Below are 20,874 nucleotides of genomic sequence, written 5' to 3' on the forward strand. Positions count from 1 at the left end.
TTTGTCCTCCTACATATTAAACAGTTCTTCAACACCTTCTCCTGCTCTTACCTCTATATTAGTTCTCTCTGTCGGTGTTGTAATCACAAATGCCTTTCCTCTACCTGCATTTACTATATTTTCCTGCTCTGACTCATTTATGTTTCCTGCATTTTCATACAGTTTCACTAAATCTTGCATATCATTAGGTGCTAGAGCAAAAATAAAAGAATACTGCGAAGCATTGATTATGGCTGTTGATTTCCTTGATAATTCCTCTGTTCCCACAAAGTCCTTAATATTTTGCGTAATAACTACCTGCATTCCATTGTACTTTCTAATACGCTTTGCAAGCTGATACATAAAGTCAAGGGCAATCGGATATTTTTGATCAATAAAAACATGGGCTTCGTCTATTACTATAACTATTTTTCTCTCTGCCCTGTACTTTATATTGTAATCTCTGTTTTTTATAATCTCATTATCAAGCCACTTAAGTACCAAAAGCATTTGGGCATTGGCTGTTGTATGGTTTTTATTTGCAAGTAAGGACTGGAAATCAAAAACTATAAAGTTTTCTTTGGTAGAAAGACTGGTTTCTCCATTCCACAAAATACTGTCCCTGCCGCCTTTTGCAAATTTTGACACATAGTTTATAAGAATACGAAGATTGTTTTTACTGTATTCCCCTCTTGCCTCCTCATACTCTTTTTCAATCATAGCATAAAGGTCATCAAAGGTAGGATAATCTTTCGTGCCAAGTGGTGAAAGATCGGTGTCTACATCTATGCCCTTCGTCGCATACATACGCACTGTAATATTGTTTAAGTATTCAAGCGCATCTGAACTTATTCCTATCAGAATCTGACGGTAAAACTCTTCCAAAAACTGTAAGTGCGTAGTAAAACTGTTATCTTTAACTTCTGTGCCCTCTTCGTCATCTGAAAGTCCTGTGATGATGTGGAAGGGATTAAGCCTCCCCTGTGTAGCGGAACCTACATCTATTATCTTACCTGAAAGCCTTCTTGCAAGTTCGGTATACTCATTCTCCGGATCTAAAATAAATATTCTTGAGTTTTCTGCTGCCAGCTGAGTTAATATGCTTTTTGTGGCATATGACTTACCCGAGCCTGACTTTCCTATAATAACAGTGTTGCTGTTTACCCTTTCCTTATCTCTCTTAAAAAAGTTTATAAAGGTAGGAACACCTCCGCTTTCTCCAACATAAATACCTCTTGCATCACACAAGCTTTTATAAGCAAATGGAAAAACTGCCGCAATTGAGTTAGAATGTATGCCTCTTTGATAACTCTTAAAGGCATCAAACCCTGAAGGCTGAAGTGAGGTTATCCCTTCAAACTGCTGTAAGAAAAGATCCGTAACTCTTATTCCATCCTCTGAAAGCTCTCTTCTCACAGTCTTTTTCATAGCACTTCTTATTCCGGGCTTCTCTCCTCCCCTCTTTAACAGTGCAGAGTGATCATAATCATGTAGCTGAATGAAGGTATTCAAAGAAAAAAGCATTTCATTTTCACCCTGAAGGTATGACAGTACATCTGAAAGTGTATTAACATGTGTATCAAGTTCCATCATTCTGGAAGTCTTTCCTGTATTTGCCCTCTGTTCCCTAAGTTCATCTATCGACCTGTCAATCTGTCTTATGGCTTTATAACGGTCAACCGGTGTCATCTTTATGATAATCTTAGTTCCGACTTTATTCATAAAATTAGCTCCCCAGGCATTTCCCACCATTAAAGGATAATCCCTCACACGAAAATTATGTGTAATTAAGTCATCATATTTGACAGTCCTTTTTGAAATCTCAATTCTCTTTGGTAAAATCCAATCAAGATAATTCTCCGGTTCTAAATCATATGCCTCTCTTTCATCAAAATTATGGCCATAATTATATTTTAGGAATATAGCAAGTTCCGGTCCCTTTAACATCTTACATTCCATGCCATTAGAGGCAAAAATTTCCATAGCGGTCTTTACCTGCTCAACCATGGTTTTCCTGTCTTTATCAATAAACACAAGATAATGCATCGGTACTAATACCTTATCCTTAAAATTAAAGGTGCTGAGCTGACTGATACGGTCATTTACAATTCCAACCCTTATAGTAAGCTCTTCTTCTGAAATCATTCCATTTAGATAGGCTTCCTTTAAGTCTTCCATCTTCTTTTTTTCGCCTACTATAAAATCATCATAGATTACGGGTCTGTCAAGCTTTACAAGATTTATTACCTCTCCCATCGAAGCAGTCCTAAGTACGGTACCAAAACAGTAATCAATGAGACTGTTCTGAGCACTTTCACTATAAAACTTGAATTCTACAGACGGAATTTCTATTACCATACCTGCATACTTAGTACCATATTCAATAAATTCCTCATTAACACCTGTAAAAGAAGTTATATCTTCAATACTGAATCTTTTTTTAATATTACTGCTTTTTGAAAAAAATACACGTTGCCTGCTTAAATACCTTAAAATATAATAAAACATCAGGTAGCCCTTATCATCTTCTATCGGAATTATGAGCATAGTAGTTATTACTGCCACTATACTTGCACACCATCCTGCAAATGGAACATTTGAAACAAAGAGAGAAACAGTTAATGCAAGACCAACTGCACCGATAAGCACATCCGGAAGTTCAATTCCTCTAAAGAGTTCCATCCTTACTTTAGTTTTTTTGGGAATTACTCTCATAAATTAACTTCTGCCTCTCTTTCCATCAAATTTTTGACTCATTTCTTTTGTTTTATCACCATCCTTTTGTCCATTTTTTAAACTCGAAACATATCCAAAAGCTTGAGAACCTGCATTTTCCACCTTCCCCGTTAAGTAACTTCCTGCACTCATAGCAAGGCTATGCACCATAACACCTGTCTGTTCCTCTTTCATTCCTGCATTCTGCGATAAAAGAGCAGTAAGCGTCGAGCCTGCCTTAAGCAATCCAAATGCTCCGCCGGCAACAAAAATCAGTTTAATTATATAGTCTCCCTCTACTGTTGTTTTTCCAAAAATTATGTTTCCACTCATTACATAAGGACAGATTAAAAGGTATATCTGCATTGCAATAACTGTTCCATATCCCGAAAAAATCTTACCAACAAAAAGATCCTGCCAGCCTCTAAATTTCTCTCCATCATCTAAGGGCATCGTAGCCACAAAAAATGGCGAAATTATATAAAGCAGGACGACTTCAAATATACGTGTCATAAATTTACATAAAACAATAATCAAAATTACAACAAAGAAAATTCCCATACCATAACCGATAAAATAATCCATCTTACCTAACTTAAAATATTTTTCAACTACCGTTTTATCGGTAGGGTCTAATTTCCCAAAATAAAACTCGCCTCTTTTGCCTTTCAATATATCTAAATTTTCATTCTTCCCTCTTATATCTGAAAGGTTCTTATCCTCAGAGCCTGGTTTGGCAGCATCCAAGCTGCTTATAACAAATAGGATATTTGAAATACGCACCTCTCCCTGCATCTTTCCTGCATTCTCAGCGACAATTGAATATTCTGAGGCTGTTTTTACAGATTTTAATACTGCACCGCCAAGAGTCAATATTAACAAACAGCTGAACTGAACCAATAAAAACTGAAACATAGCCTTTGCTAAGGACTTCATAACACGAGAAACATTCCTGTGATTTTCTCCATCTATATCCATACTTGCCCTCGCAACTGCAATCACTGAAAGTAAGAGGCAGAGGAAGATGCTGAATGCCATTAATATCAAGAAAACTTTTTGTACTGCTGATTGTTCAAAAATCGCCATTAAAAGTGTTGTTTTATGACTATTCCCACCAACAACAGTAACTTCCTTAACTCCGCTAAAATAATCAAAAGCATTTTGAAGAGAATTTATAAGTGTCATCATATCTGCAAACACAGAATAAAATATTCCGCTTAATGCTTCAAATATTAAATCTATCGTTCCCTTTATAATAGGCCATAAAATAGTCTGTAAAAGCGGACCTAATACTTCATTAAAAATCCAACCTAGTACCGTCTCCAAAAGTCCTGATAAAAATTTTAATACCGGAGACAAAATTTTATCGAATATCCAGTTGAAAATTACTGAAAACAGCCCTAGATAAGCATATTCCATTACTTGCCTCCTATCTTTATCTTTTTAGTGTACTTAACTTCCACTTTGCCCTCATAAGTGTATTTCTTACCAAACTTCCACTTCCCTTAACAAGTCCATAAGTCTCCGGTGCAAAAAGCTGGAGCATTACTGATTTAGACCTATATACTGCAAGAGCTCCACCCAAAACAACAAACAACTTTATGCACACATCCATCATAGCATTTCCGGTATCAAACCTTATATACTTTCCTCCAATGATAAGCGGAGTAATCATAAGATACATTTTCATAACAATCATAGGGCCATATGCTGACAAAAACATTCCTACAAACATTTCCTTCCACTTATTAAACCTTCTTCCATCATCTATAGGAATATAGGCTGCCGCAAAAGGACTTATTATATACAAAAATATTATTATAAAAAGCCGCTTTATATACTGGAAAATACATAAAATGAGGATTAATCCCATTAGCAATGCGCTTACAACTGCAAAAACATAATCAATTTTACCGGTGTCAAAATTAGTTCTCACAAGCTCTATATCTTCATAGCGCTGTCCTGTTGAAAACATCTTAATATCAACTCCCGGATTTGCAGCAGGGTCTGCTACTGTCATAAAAAGAGTATCTGCTACTGTCTGACTCTGCTCCCTTCCAAAAGATAAGTCAATAACTGCCGGCACATACTTAACCACCTGCAGCATAAAAACCAGAGTCAATGGAATAATCATAAAAGTGAAACTTGCCTTTAAACTTCTTCTTATTACTGCACTTATCGGGTTTTTATTTTCAAGAATTCCATCCTGCATAGACCTTGCTGCCATGATAATCGTTGTCACAAAACTTATTACAACACTAATCATAGTCACAAGGAGAAAAAAACGCTGTATACTTCCAAGTTCTAAGAAAACCTCAAGCAGATTTTTTTCAACAGCTACATCGTTTATGCCCTTAACCCTCACACTTGAATAACCCGAAAAAATATCAAATATCTGCTGTAAAAAATGTACCAACTTTAATAGAATCACCCATCCTCTAAGCAAAAAGTTAGCAAAAGTGTCTTGGATGAGCTTACCAAGTGTCGATATTAAAATATGTGCTACATCTCTAATTACAGGAGCAAGTATCGTATTAAAAAGGCCTGAAAACATATCTTCCAGCAAGGATATAAATGATAAGCCTACATATTCCATACAAGCCTCCTATCTAACCTTTACCGTCTTATTCATTCTCTTAAAAAAGAATACTCCGGCAATAATAAGAATAATAACAATTACAATTGCAATAACTGCTGCCTGATTTATCTGATATTTTATACTAAAAGTTGCTTCACTTCTGTTCCCGGCCCTATCTGTCACAATAAGTCTATATGTGCCTGCTCCTTCTATAATATCAATACTTTCTCCTTCTGTTTCAAGCGTTTTATCCTTATACAGTTCAAAGTGTACTATATCATCACTTAAATACTTAACCTGTGCCTGATTTTCTAAAAGAGTTACTTGCAATTTTGGACTTACTCTGTCAAGAGTAACATCAAGTGTATGTTCTCCTCCCTTATCAGTAGTTGTGATTTTATAACTTCCGTCCTTCCATAACTTTAACATCTGTCCTGTTTTGCCAAATGCAGCATCTGTATAACTTTTACCATTTATCTGAATGTCTATAAGTTTGGTATCAGGTGACAAAGGAAGTATACCCAAATCTCTTACAGGAGAACTTCCTATTATCCTAAAAGTAAAAACAGGTTTTATCTCCTTGTAAGCAGCCTTAAAGGATAAAGCCTCACTATCCGGGTAGAGGGCATAGCTTCCTGCCTCTTCCAGATAACTTCCCGGATTAAAATCTTCAACTAATTTACCATCTTTAAAAAGCTTAAATGTAAGAGTGTCACTTTTTGCAATCATAACTGACTGATTAGTTATGCTGCCATTTGCAACATTTGTTAAAAATACATCACCGCTCTTAAGTGCATTCTTAAAAAATCCGCTGCCCGTATCAAAGGTAACTTCTTCTTTCTCTGCTGCATGTTTTTCTTTCTCATCAATCTTTCCTATTAACTTTTTAATCTCCTCCTCTTTAATCTCGCCTTTCTCATCCATTATCTTAGTATCGGATTCATTTTGTTCTATTTCTTCAAGTTCTCTTGTAATCTGATCATTATTTATATCTCCAATATCGGGCTCTTCTTTCTTTTCGGTTTCCAAATCACCTTTATCAGCCTCAGATTTCTCCGAACTGCTTTTCGCACCATTCTCCATGTTGTTTTCTGGATTATTCCCATTACTATCCAATAAGTCTCCCATATTGGGAATCATATTTTTCCCCATATCAGAACCTGATAAACCTCTTGTAAAATCCTCAAGCCTTTTTTCATATTCAGCTATTTTATCAAGTTCTGCCTTATTTTTTAATTCTTCTTCAGCTTTTAATTCTTCCGGTGTTTTTTTAGGTTTTGGCTGTATCCTAAAATGAAAATTTGCTGTAAGTACTTTGCCTTTATCATCCTTTACTTCAAGTGTAAAATAATATGTTCCTTTTTTTGTAAAATCTTTACCTTTGACATATTTATAAGCTGCTCCATCTTTTTTTACCTTAACTTTCATCTTAGCCGGAAATTCAATATGAACTTTCTTATCTGTCCAGCCCCCATTTCCTACACTTGAATAGAAAAAATGCTCATCCCCCATTATTTCCTCATAAGTCTTATATTCTTCTTTGTAGTTTTCTACTAAGCTAACCTTTTCTGTATTTTGCTCTTTGGATTCAGTTTCTTCATCATCCTCATCATCTATATTATCTTCAGACTCTTTTTCAATGATGTTTTTTTCTATATTCGACTCTGCTGCCTTTTCAATCGGACTTTTTTCTGTATTCTGCTCACTGTTTTTAACTGTATTATTATCTTGATTAGAATTCTGTTCAAAGATGTTTTTTATTCTATCCAGTTTGTCATCAGCACTTGCCGAAGTCATTCCAACCTGAAAGCTTGCTGCAACTACTGCCAAAATGAAAACTTTATATCTGAGCTTCCTCTTCATTCTCTTCTTCCATCTCCTTTCTTTCTAATACCAGATAATTTCTTTCTTCCAAATCATAATAAACCTGAGCAGCATAAAAATCATTTTCAGTAACTTCTTCCATATCCATCTGACCCATTTCAAAGAGAGGACATTTATAAGATGGTGTAAACATAGTTTTAAGTGGCGGATTACCGAAAGTTACTATAATGGCATTACCACTGTTTTTGGCATTGTTTAACTTCATAAGCTCGGAAGGATATATAAGCGGACGCTGCTGCAAAGAACTTGAAACTGTAAGTGCCCCTGTTTTATCAATAGTTGAAGATGATACATTTCTTGTCTCAACCGTCATATTTCCACAAAGTTTAGAGAACTCTTCACAGGTTGCAAGGTCATTTGAGCCGATAAACATTTTTAAGCCACAGTTACCTTTAATTATATTTGATACTGTCTGCCCATAAACATTATCAAGCTGTGCAAATGACTGCACCACCATCTGAAACCATATCTTCCTGCTTCTTCCTACTGTTATCATCTTGTCAAATTTTTCAATCTTAGGCATATTTCCAAACTCATCAAGTAAGAAATACACATTTCTTTCGAGTGATAAATCCTCATTTGCCGAAGCAACCTTTATAAGTGCCTTATATATAGAAAGAATAAATACTGCCGCAAGTACATGCCTTGTATCTTTTTCATCAGGAATTTTAAGAAACAGGGCAGTCTTTTCCTTTGCTATCATTTCAGGCTTAATATCCGTTCCTGCTGTCATTGCACAGATACCTTCATCGTGGAACATCGAGAGCTTATCAAATGCAATTGACATATAAGAAGACAAGGTCTGATCCGGTGCAGATAGTACCTGCCTTGAAAGCCCATAGGCCTTTGAAGTCTTATCTCTTCCCTGAAAATATTCTTTAAGGGCTATGAACTCTCCCTCTGAATTTCCTATTGCCTGATTTACATTATAAAAACAGAATTTTTCCTTAGTCATTTCCAGTTCATCAACTGCACTGTCTTCTAACATAGCCAAAATAACTGCCAATATAATAGACCTTGCTCCCTTTTCCCAAACCGGATCATTTTGTGATTCAATAGGACAAATTACACTTACTAAGTCATTTAAATCTTCATAAATAGAATCAAATATCTTTTGTCTTGCACTTCGTATTTCCTGTAAAAGCTTTTTACAGTCAGCATAAGCCCTTCCCTCATACTCATACCAGGTATCTCCATAATCATCCTCAGGATCAAGCAATTCTAAGCTGCCTGCATTGTCTATTGTATCCGTTCTCTCATAAATTTCATCACCGGTATGAAGATAAGTTTGGTATCTGTCATAAATCTCCTCAAGAGGATTCCAACGAAACGAGCTATAAGGATCTCTAAGGTCAAGAACCATACAGTTATATCCCTGTTCCTGCAGCATCTTTGAATGCATCATAAAAAGCTCACCCTTAGGGTCGGTACAAATCATTGATGAACCGGCTTCTTTAGCATGTCCTAAAATCTGAATCACAGGATTGATGAATGTTGTAGTCTTTCCTGAACCGGTAGCACCTATTATGATTCCATGAGCCGGCTTCATAATATTTAAGTCTAATTCTCTTCTTTTTGCAGAATACACTGCCTTTACGGGGATTCCATCTTCTTTTAACTTATGAAGGCTGCTATAGGTTGTTTCCGGAAAAAATTCCTTTTTTTCTTTTTCCGTCATAAATCTTGCATTTTCAAGACTTCCCTCTACCCGAGATGACTCCATACTTCTTTCAGAATCTTTTAACACATTTTTTGTTCTCTTCCCTACTCCGCCTGTATAAAAAACCTGATAAAGAACTATACTAAGAGTTGCTTCAATAGAACCATAAAGCAGAGAAAACGGAGTAAGCATTCTTGCTATTCCATCATTAGGCTTAAATTCTATCCCCTGTATAGCTCCTTCAAAAAAAGCAGTAATTCCACCAAATACTACACAAAGCAATATCCACAAAAGGATGTAATTAACAATTTTTTTACCAATACTTTTCATAAATATAATTTCTTCTTTCTAAGATAGATATATGCCAGCATAAAAGCTGCTATAATAGACAATAAAAATAAAGGAATCTGAAAAACAGCCCTTTTCAAAACTTCTTTAATCATCGGATTTTGTTGATATAAAAATGCCAAAACTACTGAAGGCAGATTAAAACCTATATGTACAAAGATTCCCTCTAAGATATTTTCCTCAATCATAGAAAGACATATCAACAGAAATCCCATCCCTCCTGCATATATCATCCATATAGGATGAATATGGCACAGCATGAAAGCAATGACGGTAATTGCTATTGCTGTCTTTTTCTTAAAATTCCTGAGCAAAGTATTTAACATATATCCCCTAAACACTATTTCTTCTAAAACCGGTGATAAAAATCCTACAGTAATTGCACAAAATAGAAAATCCGGTCCATCTAAAAGTTTTGATAAACTCTGTCTATAACCACTTTCTCCAAGCCCTAAAAGAGTAACCAAGCTAGATACTGCTATTGCTGAAAATATACCGAACGCAAAAAATCCTATCCCCTTTAATAAAATGTCTTTTCTTATATAAAGTGTAGCATCCTCACAAAAGCTCTCTCCTCGTTTTTTTGATCTTTTACGAAGAATAAAAACCGTTGCAATCATCCCTAAAGCCGTATAAAAATTGCCTCCATATGTAAAAAATTCGCCGCCTTCCATATTACTATGAAATAACATATATCCTATTGATGCAAATAATGCAGGCATAACAACATAAAGGATAAGTGGCCAAAATGCTCTCAAAATAATACTGCAATTTATCCAAATCTTCTGTTGAACGGTAAGAAGGGAAGTGTCTGTTTTCTTATTTTTATTCATATTATGCTCCTACCCTCCCTATATATTTTATAATATTAATACTAAGTTATCAAACGCATTTGCCACCACTGATACGGAACTAATAAGGCTTCACTTCTCACAATCCTTACAGGATATTCTATATATTTCATAGACACAAAAGGGACACAGGGACTTAACTGTGGACACGGGGAATAAAAATCCTGGCCGTAGTTCCCTTTCCTTTTTCACTCTCAATTTCAAGAGTTCCACCTACCATAAGAGCCAATCTTTCTCGTACATTCTCAATACCTACATGACTTCTTCCATCTTCTTTTTTGTTGTTGGGATCATACCCACCAACACCGTCATCTATAACAAAAACCTCATACCCTTCATCACGCTCAACCGTTTTAATAGTAAGCTTTCCACCATCCATCGCCTGCCCTATTCCATACCTCACTGCATTTTCCACCAAAGGCTGTACTGTAAGCGGTGGTAAAAAGAAAGCGATAGTGCCAAGCTCATAAGCAATTTCAAGTTCATCCTCATAACGAAGCTTTTCCAAAAAAAGATAGTTCTTTATATGTTCAAGCTCTTTAGAAAATAAAACAGTTCTATCCACACTTACAGAATCAAGATTTCCTCTCAAATAATCCGAAAACTCTGCAATAGCTTTTTGGGCAAGCTTAGGGTCTTTTTCGCAGAGATAGTGAATAGCGTTTAGAGCATTATAGAGGAAATGCGGTCTAATCTGACTAAGCATTATAGATATTCTGCTTTGAACAAGTTTTTCATCTTTTATGCGGAGAAGAACATTTTGTTCAATATGAAGTACAATATAAAGACCTATAACTAATAAGGTTACAAGCAGGTAAACTATAGGTATCCCTACATCAGGGATAACCTCTCTTAAGCCTATCGAGAGCAAAATTCCTAAAACACAGCTTATAAATATAATACCGTCCCTTCTCTTTAATTTATTAAAAAAAAGAATAGTTATTATAAGAATATATGCTATCATACCGATAACTATGAACTGTGATAACCAAAATAACTCCCTTCTTTTATAAAAACCGGCTGTTACACTATATACTGTACCTAATTTATAAGAAGTTATCCAAAACAAACTCTCAATTACCGCAAATATTAAGCCTATGTGACCAAACCACATCGAAATCTTTGCTTTTTCCCTAATATGAATTATAACATAATAATTAAATATTGCCAACATAACATAGGCAAGTGATGTCGATATAAGGAAAAATATCTCTGCAGAATGAGACATATACCCTGATTTAGAAAGCATATATGAGGCTCCGTCTGATGCTAGAAGTAAAAACAAGGTTCGCAAAAGTATATTTAACATGCGTCCTCTATTGCTTGGCTTTGATATAAAATGGCTTTCTATTAAAAGCACAAGTATTATTAGTGCTGCAAAAAACTCAACCATAGCATAAGTATAATTATGATTTTCCATTATATGTCTCCAATATCTTAACTAGCCTTTCAAAAGAAATTCTCTTTCTATTTACCGGTTTTTCTTTTTCACTTACAAAAGTCCAAATTTCTTGCTTTCTTTTATGTACAAATCTAACCTTTGACAATTCTTTTGAAAGTTCTCCTTCTGTCAAATTTTCAATAATATGACATATTACTTCTAATAAATTGCCGTTTGTTACCTTTGGCATTTTATATTTTTCTTTATAAGAAAGTTCATCTATTTCTAAATTTTCTAATACTTCCTCCACCATCATAGGAATATTAACCTCTTGCCCATCAAAAAACAGGTCTGAAAAAGTCCTCTCATATACCATCTTCATAGTAATTTTTTCGTCTTTAGGCTTTTCATTTCTCCAAAAATTTTCATTTACTCTGCCACATTCCTTCATTTGCCAGAGGAACTGTTTCTTTTCAAGAGGACTGATTTTCCCCCAAAGTGCATTATTAAGATATATGTCAATATCATAATCTTCGCCACGAAAACATTTTTTAAGTTTTTTTATTTTAACAGTTTTTGTTGCAATCATTGAAACCTCTTCTGATAATCATCCATTAGTATTGCATTAGTGTATTCAGCCCAGCTGTACTGACTCATATATTCCCCTCGGTATGCCTCTTTATCTCCCTCTAACCACCTGTAATAATCACAGGATACTCTTTCTTTTTGTATGCCAAGTTTCCCCCATTCTCTTATAAGAATATCCGAAAAGCCAAAATTTTCTAAAGTTCCCGCCAAATCCGACCTTAAATTTTTAAGATATGAAATATGTCTTTTGGAGTCAAGGTCATTTTCCCACAAAACAGAAATAAGTTCACCATTACTGCATAATGCACCATTTCTATCAATGAGATAGGCAAGAAGTTCTTTGCTTTTATTATACTTTAACGGAATCGGTGCATTTTCTACAAAAATTTCAAAATTTCCAAATGTTTGGATTTCCAGTACTTTATCCTTTTCAACTACAGGAAACCTCAGATTGCTAATCTCATTTTTAATCTTTTCTGCAGTAATCGGCTTCATAACATAACCGCTTGCATGTACTGTAAAGGCATCTTTTGTATATTCACTAAATCCACTTGCAAAAATAAGATTTATTTCTGATACTCTCTTTTTTATTTCCTCTGCCAGTTCAATTCCGTTCATCTTTTTCATCTCTACATCCAAAAATACAATATCCGGCACTATTTCTTCAAGCTTTTCTAACAGGTCGGACGGATTACGAAAACCATAGACCTCAGACATCGGCACAGCCTTATGAATAGCACTGATGAGAGCTTCAAGAGCCAGTTTTTCATCATCTATCGCAAATATTCGCATCATATCACTCCTTAGATATTATCTATACTAAAACTATAGTATAACATGATAAAAGACACAAAATAAGCACAAATTTTTATTTTCTACCCTGTGTCTTTTATGTGTCTTTTAATGTGATAAGGTGTCATCATAAAGTCCGACAAATTAAAAAGCAAATTGAAGGGAGCTTTAAATATGTATAAAGTTACAGGTAATAACATTGAAGAGGGCGTTTACTCAGAAGGGCTTATTTTAGACAGTTCTCTAAAAGATGCAATAGAAACTGCAGGTGGTGGGGAGTTTTTCCTCTTTGAAGGGACTGCCGATAACGGATTTACCATGAAACCAAAGATGCCTGAATACGGCAGTGCTTCAATAGGAAGTCCCGTATTTAAGATGAGAATTAACAACAACCGTCTTGTAAAGGGCATTGCAAATCATTTCTTCACAAATGGAGAAATTGATTTTAAAAAGGGATATGATTTTATTACAGAAATCGATGCCAGACTTGGTTTATCTGAACTTCCTATTAATGTTGATATGTTCCGTCAGGGAACTAACGCAAGAGAAGAAGGACTTGACTGGCTTGCAACTGAGCTTGGTATACCTGCTAATGAGCGTGGGGATTTTAAAAATTTTGCAGATGCTATGTTTTACAACCAAGAAGTTGGAAAAATCGCTCCATACATGAGCCAGAACTTCTCTCTGCTTTGGGGAGAATTTGCAGCGGCAGGACTTGCTCTTGAACCCGATAATTTTAAAGATATGCCTAATCAAAGTACAAGACTTAATGAAAATTTTGCTAAAAAGGAAGAAGCCATCAACGAACTTCTTTCTTTCACACAGATTAATCCTGAAACAGAAATGCGTCTTTTTGTACCTACAGAGTGTAGTGGAAGTCTGCACAGCAACAGACAGATTTGTGACTATTCATCTTATGCTGCCGTAAACTTAGGAAAACCAACACCTTCCTTTTCTATATCTGATTATTCTGTAGATTTGGCTATGAAAGATTCTTTAGACGGAGTAACTAAGGGAGAGCGTAAATGGGATCAGCATGTAGCTGCACATATTGGAAATATAACTCTTAAAGATGGCAGCACCTATCAGCTTACCTTAGAGGCTTTTGCCCCACAGGCAGACCGTTTTATGGATCATCCTGCTATGACAAGTGCTGTTTCAATCGGTCTTTTTAAGGATGAAGAAGCTTTTAAAAACCACTATTATAAGAATGCCCATATTGAAGATGCTAATACTACAGAGTTTTGCGAAAGAAAGCAGGAGCTTAAAAGTAATAAATTTACAGCCCTCGAAAAAGATGGTGTATTTGCAAGAGTAGAAGATACTATGAAAATGTTTTCTCCTTATGCTGAGGAAGCATATCAGAGCCTTTATTCTGAATTTCTTAAATACTCAATAGGAAGTGAGTGGGAAAACTCAAGAAATGACAGACATTACAAACCTATCATGGGATTTTCAGGACTTACCACCAACGAGCTTGACCACGAATTTAAGAGTGATCTCCGTATGGCAAAGACCTCTATAAACCGTATTCCTGAGGAGTATAGAGAAGAGTACAAAAATCTCCTAAATACCCTTGATCAGGTTATGGAAAGAAGTGGAGCTATAGGCCATGCTAAACTTCACTTTAACGCCCTTTCTTCTATAATAGAAACAAATGGTGGTTCAAATGATCTTCTCAACACTTCTTATGAAATAACTGCCGAACTTGAAGAAAAGGATATGGAGATGAGACTTGCAAGAACTGCTACTAGAAGTATTCTTGCTACCGTTCTTACCGGCAGTATGCAGGTTGATAAGATGGATAGGGAAGAAAAAGCATCTCTTGAAGCTTTTCTTGGTGGTGACAGCGAAAAACTCTCTCGTATGATTGATATGTCAAAGGCTGTTGCCGGAAACCTCCTTGAGCCAAGCGAAATTAATATGGACATTCAGGTACCTGATAATGAAATTGCAAACGATTTTGTAAGAGCAACAAGACTGGCAAATATTTCAGAAAGAGCTAAAGAATTTGCAAGTCACAATTTTGACCTTGCATTTTCACAGGTTGTCGCTAAGAAAATATTTAAAAACGATGATCACAGACTCTTTGATGACATTTATATAGACGGAGTATCTGCTACTGATGTGTTCAAGGAAAAACACATACACTACGCATCTAGCGAAGATAAGAAAGCTGATATAATGAAGTCACTTTTTGCCGGCAGTCAGATAGATTTTGCATATAAGAATCAAAATGGTGATATAGATATGCTTCCTATCCATGCTTCATCTGACATTCCTGTTATTTCAAACCGTCTTAGAAAAGCAAACGAAAAAGAGCATATTAATGTAACACCTAAAAAAGACTTAATCAGTGGCGGTATCAGCTATACAATGCCTGAAAGCTTTGTTGCGGCTAACGGAGATGCGGTGTCACTTCGTGAAAATTATAACTATCTTATTAAGGGAGTCAGCAATCTTTTCCTTGATGGCACAGGTGAAATTAACGAAAACAGTGTTGGCAGGGTAAATGATTTTACAAGTCGTTTATATCATATGTATGCTAATGATGAAGATATACTTAATCCTGCTGCCTCTAAGGAAGATGTGACAGGGTATAGAGATAAGTGGCTTTGCGGTCAGCTTGGAATACCAAATGAAAAACAGGCGAATTTTACCCGTTTTTGGAACGAAAACTTCTCATTAACAGATGATAACAAGCTGATAACAGGCAGAGATTTGTCAGGCTGGTCAGAGTTTGCAAATAAAATACAGAGTTTTAGCGAACTTGAAAAGGAAATCGGTTCATCTGCAATGAATGCAGTCCGTATGGATTTTGAAAAAACATTTGATACCATAAAAAATATTGCCTCTATCAACCCTGCAACAAGCAAAGAAGCTTTTATTCCTGTTAACAGAAGTGCAGGATTCTTGAATACACTGAATCAAACTGCTCCTATGATTGATGAAAATGGTAATGACCTTGCATTTTCTATCTCTCAGATTACAGGTGGTATCCTCTCATCAGATCTTTTAAGTGAAGAAAATAAAGAGTCTATGCGACACCTTAACATCGCCGGACATTTTTGTAGCGGTCTTTTCCAATCAGTAAAAGAGTATGGTGAAAATCTTGTAGGCGAAGAAGATACTTTTACACCAAGAACTTCTGTTGAAAATGAAATGTTTAGAATTGGTTATTCCGCAAGAGAAAAAGCAGATGAATGCTTTAGAGAAAGAGCAACTGAAACCTTTAAGCAAAAATCAAACCTTAGTGACGGACTTGTAGAAACTCTTGCACAAAACATTATGGAAACTAAAAAAGAAAAAGCAAATACAGCTATGTGGGCTTTAGAGGAATTAACCGGTGCCAAACTTCTTGGAAGTGACCACCTAACTACTGATATTACTCTTATTGAGTCTGCTTTATCTAAGGTTTATATAAACGGAAAACCATACACCGAAGGATTAAATCTTGATCAAAACAATGTAGAGTCTACTCTTGCTGATTTTACAGACAAGCTTCAAAGCTATATGGATCTTTCTAATAAATCAGAGCATAACTTGAGTATGGCAACCGAAAACGGCTTTACACCGATTACATACAACCCTAGAACACCTGTAGAGCCAAAGACCTCGATAAATATTTTCTCAGGGAAGGACAAACGCACCAGACACCGTCTTGAAACAGAGCGTTTTAATGAGGAAACAGAAATCAAACAAAAATGGGATGAGCGTAATGCTGAACGCAAAAAAGAGTCTGATTCTTATTATGTAGACAAAGAAAATAAGAGACACGGAGTTTCTTTTGAAGAACTTCATAATAAGTTTAACCCATTTAAGGACAGAAAAACTTCAGAACATACCCGCACCCGTACGCATACTCCTGCTAAGGAAAAAGAATGGGAAGTTACAAGATTATAATTCCAAATTATTCACTAATATTGTTTAGCTTTAATGTGACAGTACCTACTTTTTTCCACATAAAAACAGCAGTCGGTTTCCTATGATTTATATTTACCATAGAATATCGACTGCTTAATAACTATTTACATAAACAAGATAGCATCTCTACTATATACTAACTTCCTTGTTCTTGCTGAACTTTGAAAATATCACAAGGGAAAGTACGGTAAGCAGTGTCAGTATAGTGGAAAGCGCCGCTGCAACACCATAATTTCCTCTTACAACCTCAGTATATACCGCTACTGTCAAAGTTTTTGTCTTACCTGTGTAAAGAATTATGGCTGTGGAAAGTTCACTAATCATTGTTACCCAACTAAGTATTGCACCGGAAAGGATACCACCTGCCATCATAGGTGCCGTAACCCTGAAAAATGCCTTCATTTTGGTTGCCCCCAGCGAAATGGCGGCTTCCTCGATACTCATAGGTATCTGTGCAAGTACTGCAACTGATGACCTTATGGTATATGGCAACCTTCTTATAACCAATGCTGCCACCATAATAAACATAGTTCCACTGATAAGAAGCGGCTTTTTATTAAAACTTATCAAAAGTGCTATACCAAGTACCGTACCCGGTACTATAAACGGAATCATTGAAATTATATCAACTAAATTGGTTATATTATTCTTTCTTCTAACTACAAGATAAGCTATAAGAACCGCTAAAAGAACTATTACTGCAAGAGCTGTGGCAGGCATTATTATAGTATTTTGTATACTTGTGCCAAGCTTTGAAAATGCCTCTTTATAACTGTCCAAACTATGACCTGCGGTAAATATCTTACCTTCTGTTTTCTTAAAAGAAGTGTAGATTACATAACACTGTGGCATAACTGCAATTCCTACTATAAGATAAGAAAAGAAATGTACAAGTGCATTTATCCCGCTTTTTGCTTTTTTCTCTTCTATAGGGTGAAGTGCATTTAATGAAAATGACTTTTTGTTTGCAATATACTTCTGTATTAAAAATACAAGTGTTGTAATAAGAATGGCTATTACCGCTATGGCTGAAGCAAAACTGTCATCACCGCCTACTTCACTTATAAACTCATTATAAAGCACCACAGGAAATGTCCTATAACCTTCTCCTATAAGCATCGGTGTTCCAAAATCCGCAAACGCTCTCATAAATACTAAAAGTGAAGCTGCAAGTATAGTCGGTATGATGAGCGGTACAACTACCTTAAAAAAGCTTTTTATTCCTGCACAGCCAAGATTTTTACTGGCTTCAAGAAGTGAATTATCTACATTTTTAAGTGCTCCTCTTACATAAAGGAATACCAGTGGAAAAAGCTGCATAGTCATTACAAGTACGATACCGCTAAAACCGTAAATGTCAGGAGTATGTATACCTAAATTTCCTAAAAATGAAGTAATTACTCCGTTTCTTCCAAGCAGAAGTATCCAAGAATATGCACCTATAAAAGGCGCAGACATAGATGCTATAATTATAAGCATGCTTAAAAATCTCTTACCTTTTATTTTATATATTGAAAATATATAAGCAAGTGGAGTTCCTATTGCTACAGCAAGTAAAGTTGCTGTTATTGATAGTTTAAAACTATTAAATAATGTAGCAAAATAATAGCTTTTAGAGAAAAATTTTTCAAATTCTTCAAGAGTGAACTTTCCTGTTTCCGCATTAAATAATGCCTGTTTCACCAAAAATGCCATAGGGTATATAAGAAATAAGGCATACAATACTATAGTAAATAAAGTTATAAATCCCCAGACATCAAGACGAAATTTATTATTATCTTTCATTTATCTCGCCCCCTAACTCATCAAAAGATTTTTGCTGCCATCCGCTTCAAATATATTTACTTTATTCTCTTTTATTCTTAGGGAAACTTCTTTACCAGGCTCCATTATATCATCTACAGATGACTCTTCGATTATTTCAACAGTTTCTCCCCAATTAAGTTCTACAAAATAATGAGTGTTAAGTCCCAAGTACATACTTTCTTTTACTATTCCTTTTATACCTTCTTGAGAATTATCACAAATTACAAATTCTTCCGGTCTTATTGAGCAGATTACAGGTTTCTTACCCTCTTTTCTAAGAGGCTCAAATCCGGTCTTATATCCACTCTTAAATATAAGAGTTCCATTATCAAGTTCCGCCTCTACCATATTTGAACGACCTATAAAATTTGCTACAAAAGTATTTGACGGCCGTTGATATACAAACTTTGAAGTACCGATCTGTTGGATTACTCCTTCTTTCATAATTGCTATCTTATCACTTATAGCCATTGCTTCTTCTTGATCATGGGTTACATAAACAGTTGTTATACCTACATTTTTCTGAGTATTTCTGATTACTCTCCTCATTTCAAGTCTAAGCTTTGCATCCAAGTTTGAAAGCGGTTCATCCATAAGAAGTACATCCGGTTTTATGACTAAGGCTCTTGCAAGTGCAACTCTCTGCTGCTGCCCTCCTGAAAGTCTCTCAGGCATTCTGTCCGCATACTGTTTAATCTGCATCAGCTCTAAAAATTCTTCTGTCCTCTTAGTCACCTCCGCTTTATCAAGTTTCCTGTTTTTTAAACCAAATGCTACATTTGCCCTTACTGTCATATTTGGAAAAATTGCATAATTCTGAAATACCATTCCAATATTTCTTTTGCTCGGATCTACATCATTTATTCTTTTATCATCGAAAAATATATCTCCGCCTTCTATAGAATTAAAACCTGCTATCATTCTAAGCAAGGTAGTCTTGCCGCAACCGGAAGGTCCAAGCAAAGTAAAAAGCTCACCTTTTCCTATCTCCACACTAAGTTTCGGAATTACAGTATTTTCACCATATTTCTTAATAACATTTTTAACCGATATTTTTGCCATAACTATCCCCTTTACCTAACATTTTCTTAAAAGATAAACCACAATACCCGAACTAAGAGGAACTGTGGTTTATCAATTTTTTCAGATTATTTAGACTGTAATGTAGTAAATATATCTGTATACTTTGCAATAATATCCTTCTTATGTGTACTTACATAGCCCATATCTTCTTCAATTACCTTGATTTCAGAAAATGGCTTCATTGTTTCAGAAGTCTTTGCATCTTTTCTTACAGGTCTGTTTGTAAGTGTAGTTCCATAAATATTCTGCATTTCTTCACTTATTACAAAATCTACAAAAAGTTTTGCATTTTCAAGATTCTTACAATCTTTTATAATAGTTGTTCCTGCAGGAAGGTAAACACTTCCTTCTGAAGGATAAACCACTTCCACATTAGCACCGTCTTTTACAAGTTGTGCACAAGGATCTTCATAAGAAAGACCTACAGCCATTTCACCGTCTGCAACACTCTTATATACCGCACTTGAGCCTGACTGGATTTTGCCGTCTATATTAGTGAAAAGATCCTTAACATAATTCCAAGCCTTCTCGTCCTCATATCCACCCTTTGCAAGAAGAATATTAGTAAGCTGTGCAAAAGCTGAAGATGAATTTGCAGGATCGGCAGTAGCAATCTTACCCTTAAATTCAGGCTTTAATAAATCTTCATAGGATGTTATTTTATTCTCGCCTACAAGCTCCTTATTTACTATAAGACAACTTCCATCAAGTACATAAGGTGTAATCAAACCTGTAGTATTTTTATATGTATCTATTACCGCCTCATTATTCGGTGATACATATTCCTGCCATAAATCTTTGTTATCAAAGTCAAGCGACCACGAACCTCCAAACATAACATCTCCATAAGGATCATTTTTTTCAGATTGGATTCTCTTAATAAGTTCTCCTGTACCTGCCTGAATAACTTCTACATCTATACCATATTTTTCTTCAAAAAGAGGTATGGTAGCATTTACAAGACCCTCGCTATTCATTGTGTAAACTACAAGCTTACCACCCTTTTTTTCACCTGATGTAGATGCTTCGCTTTTATTGCCGCTTTTTGTGCTTGCCATAGAAGCAGACTTTCTACTGTCCTTTTTGCCTGAATCGGCAGTTCCACCACCACAGGCAGTAAGAGTAAGTGATGCTAAAAGCATAGTAATAAGTAATCCTTTTTTCATTTTTTCTTCCTCCCTAATTGTTATTTATTTAATACCTTATATTGTTATTCTATTATAATTTTGCTGTGTTTTATACCTTAAAAACAGAAATATAAGTGCAAAATACCGAAATGTTTATT

At 35.4% G+C, this 20,874-nt stretch carries 13 protein-coding genes; 1 reads left to right on the forward strand and 12 read right to left on the reverse strand.

Annotated features, from left to right (window positions below):
- Nucleotides 1-9: 9 nt before the first annotated feature.
- The 9 genes from ACTTKP_RS04025 to ACTTKP_RS04065 all read right to left on the reverse strand — a co-directional run bounded on the left by ACTTKP_RS04025 (nt 10) and on the right by ACTTKP_RS04065 (nt 12,779).
- Nucleotides 10-2,694: a VirB4 family type IV secretion system protein gene (locus tag ACTTKP_RS04025; protein ID WP_442552616.1), complete on the reverse strand. Its 2,685-nt coding sequence runs from the start codon at nt 2,692-2,694 to the stop codon at nt 10-12.
- 3 nt (nt 2,695-2,697) lie between these two features.
- Entirely contained in the window at nt 2,698-4,113 is a 1,416-nt protein-coding gene (locus ACTTKP_RS04030) for an Mbov_0396 family ICE element transmembrane protein (RefSeq protein WP_442552617.1), read from the reverse strand.
- 16 nt (nt 4,114-4,129) lie between these two features.
- Complete coding sequence (locus ACTTKP_RS04035; RefSeq protein WP_442552618.1) at nt 4,130-5,290, reverse strand: Mbov_0396 family ICE element transmembrane protein; 1,161 nt, start codon at nt 5,288-5,290, stop codon at nt 4,130-4,132.
- A 9-nt stretch (nt 5,291-5,299) separates the two neighbouring features.
- The gene (locus ACTTKP_RS04040; protein WP_442552619.1) at nt 5,300-7,135 is read right to left on the reverse strand and encodes a hypothetical protein; all 1,836 of its coding nucleotides are present in this window, start codon (nt 7,133-7,135) and stop codon (nt 5,300-5,302) included.
- A complete protein-coding gene (locus tag ACTTKP_RS04045; protein WP_442552620.1) occupies nt 7,113-9,146 on the reverse strand; it encodes a type IV secretory system conjugative DNA transfer family protein in 2,034 nt (677 codons plus the stop codon). The genes ACTTKP_RS04040 and ACTTKP_RS04045 overlap by 23 nt, the downstream gene beginning before the upstream one ends.
- Nucleotides 9,143-9,997: a CPBP family intramembrane glutamic endopeptidase gene (locus ACTTKP_RS04050; RefSeq protein WP_442552621.1), complete on the reverse strand. Its 855-nt coding sequence runs from the start codon at nt 9,995-9,997 to the stop codon at nt 9,143-9,145. The genes ACTTKP_RS04045 and ACTTKP_RS04050 overlap by 4 nt, the downstream gene beginning before the upstream one ends.
- A 154-nt stretch (nt 9,998-10,151) precedes the next feature.
- Nucleotides 10,152-11,435 carry a sensor histidine kinase gene (locus ACTTKP_RS04055; RefSeq protein WP_442552622.1) on the reverse strand — a complete coding sequence of 428 codons (1,284 nt, stop codon included), beginning with the start codon at nt 11,433-11,435 and terminating at the stop codon, nt 10,152-10,154.
- Nucleotides 11,422-11,985 carry a hypothetical protein gene (locus tag ACTTKP_RS04060; RefSeq protein ID WP_442552623.1) on the reverse strand — a complete coding sequence of 188 codons (564 nt, stop codon included), beginning with the start codon at nt 11,983-11,985 and terminating at the stop codon, nt 11,422-11,424. The genes ACTTKP_RS04055 and ACTTKP_RS04060 overlap by 14 nt, the downstream gene beginning before the upstream one ends.
- The gene (locus tag ACTTKP_RS04065) at nt 11,982-12,779 is read right to left on the reverse strand and encodes a response regulator transcription factor (RefSeq protein WP_442552624.1); all 798 of its coding nucleotides are present in this window, start codon (nt 12,777-12,779) and stop codon (nt 11,982-11,984) included. Before ACTTKP_RS04065 ends, ACTTKP_RS04060 begins: the two co-directional genes overlap by 4 nt.
- Nucleotides 12,780-12,950: 171 nt before the next feature.
- On the opposite strand from ACTTKP_RS04065, the gene ACTTKP_RS04070 reads away from it, so the two are divergent.
- Nucleotides 12,951-16,679, forward strand: coding sequence for a hypothetical protein (locus tag ACTTKP_RS04070; protein WP_442552625.1), 3,729 nt, complete (start codon nt 12,951-12,953; stop codon nt 16,677-16,679).
- Between the two features lie 150 nt (nt 16,680-16,829).
- Here the strand turns inward: ACTTKP_RS04070 and ACTTKP_RS04075 are convergent, their stop codons facing one another.
- From ACTTKP_RS04075 to ACTTKP_RS04085, 3 genes are all read right to left on the reverse strand, one after another.
- Nucleotides 16,830-18,485 (reverse strand): ABC transporter permease, encoded by a 1,656-nt coding sequence (locus tag ACTTKP_RS04075; RefSeq protein WP_442552626.1) that lies wholly within the window; start codon nt 18,483-18,485, stop codon nt 16,830-16,832.
- Between the two features lie 12 nt (nt 18,486-18,497).
- Entirely contained in the window at nt 18,498-19,568 is a 1,071-nt protein-coding gene (locus ACTTKP_RS04080) for an ABC transporter ATP-binding protein (RefSeq protein ID WP_442552627.1), read from the reverse strand.
- A gap of 86 nt (nt 19,569-19,654) precedes the next feature.
- Nucleotides 19,655-20,755 carry an extracellular solute-binding protein gene (locus tag ACTTKP_RS04085; RefSeq protein WP_442552628.1) on the reverse strand — a complete coding sequence of 367 codons (1,101 nt, stop codon included), beginning with the start codon at nt 20,753-20,755 and terminating at the stop codon, nt 19,655-19,657.
- Nucleotides 20,756-20,874 lie beyond the last annotated feature (119 nt).

The sequence above is a fragment of the Catonella sp. genome, assembly GCF_052169795.1.
In the GTDB taxonomy this organism is placed as follows: domain Bacteria; phylum Bacillota; class Clostridia; order Lachnospirales; family Lachnospiraceae; genus Catonella.

Coding starts and splice junctions, on each gene's coding strand:
- ACTTKP_RS04045 (WP_442552620.1), bottom strand. CDS start 9,146: ATGAAAAGTATTGGTAAAAAAATTGTTAATTACATCCTTTTGTGGATA.
- ACTTKP_RS04050 (WP_442552621.1), bottom strand. CDS start 9,997: ATGAATAAAAATAAGAAAACAGACACTTCCCTTCTTACCGTTCAACAG.
- ACTTKP_RS04070 (WP_442552625.1), top strand. CDS start 12,951: ATGTATAAAGTTACAGGTAATAACATTGAAGAGGGCGTTTACTCAGAA.
- ACTTKP_RS04080 (WP_442552627.1), bottom strand. CDS start 19,568: ATGGCAAAAATATCGGTTAAAAATGTTATTAAGAAATATGGTGAAAAT.
- ACTTKP_RS04035 (WP_442552618.1), bottom strand. CDS start 5,290: ATGGAATATGTAGGCTTATCATTTATATCCTTGCTGGAAGATATGTTT.
- ACTTKP_RS04040 (WP_442552619.1), bottom strand. CDS start 7,135: ATGAAGAGGAAGCTCAGATATAAAGTTTTCATTTTGGCAGTAGTTGCA.
- ACTTKP_RS04075 (WP_442552626.1), bottom strand. CDS start 18,485: ATGAAAGATAATAATAAATTTCGTCTTGATGTCTGGGGATTTATAACT.
- ACTTKP_RS04025 (WP_442552616.1), bottom strand. CDS start 2,694: ATGAGAGTAATTCCCAAAAAAACTAAAGTAAGGATGGAACTCTTTAGA.
- ACTTKP_RS04055 (WP_442552622.1), bottom strand. CDS start 11,435: ATGGAAAATCATAATTATACTTATGCTATGGTTGAGTTTTTTGCAGCA.
- ACTTKP_RS04060 (WP_442552623.1), bottom strand. CDS start 11,985: ATGATTGCAACAAAAACTGTTAAAATAAAAAAACTTAAAAAATGTTTT.
- ACTTKP_RS04085 (WP_442552628.1), bottom strand. CDS start 20,755: ATGAAAAAAGGATTACTTATTACTATGCTTTTAGCATCACTTACTCTT.
- ACTTKP_RS04065 (WP_442552624.1), bottom strand. CDS start 12,779: ATGATGCGAATATTTGCGATAGATGATGAAAAACTGGCTCTTGAAGCT.
- ACTTKP_RS04030 (WP_442552617.1), bottom strand. CDS start 4,113: ATGGAATATGCTTATCTAGGGCTGTTTTCAGTAATTTTCAACTGGATA.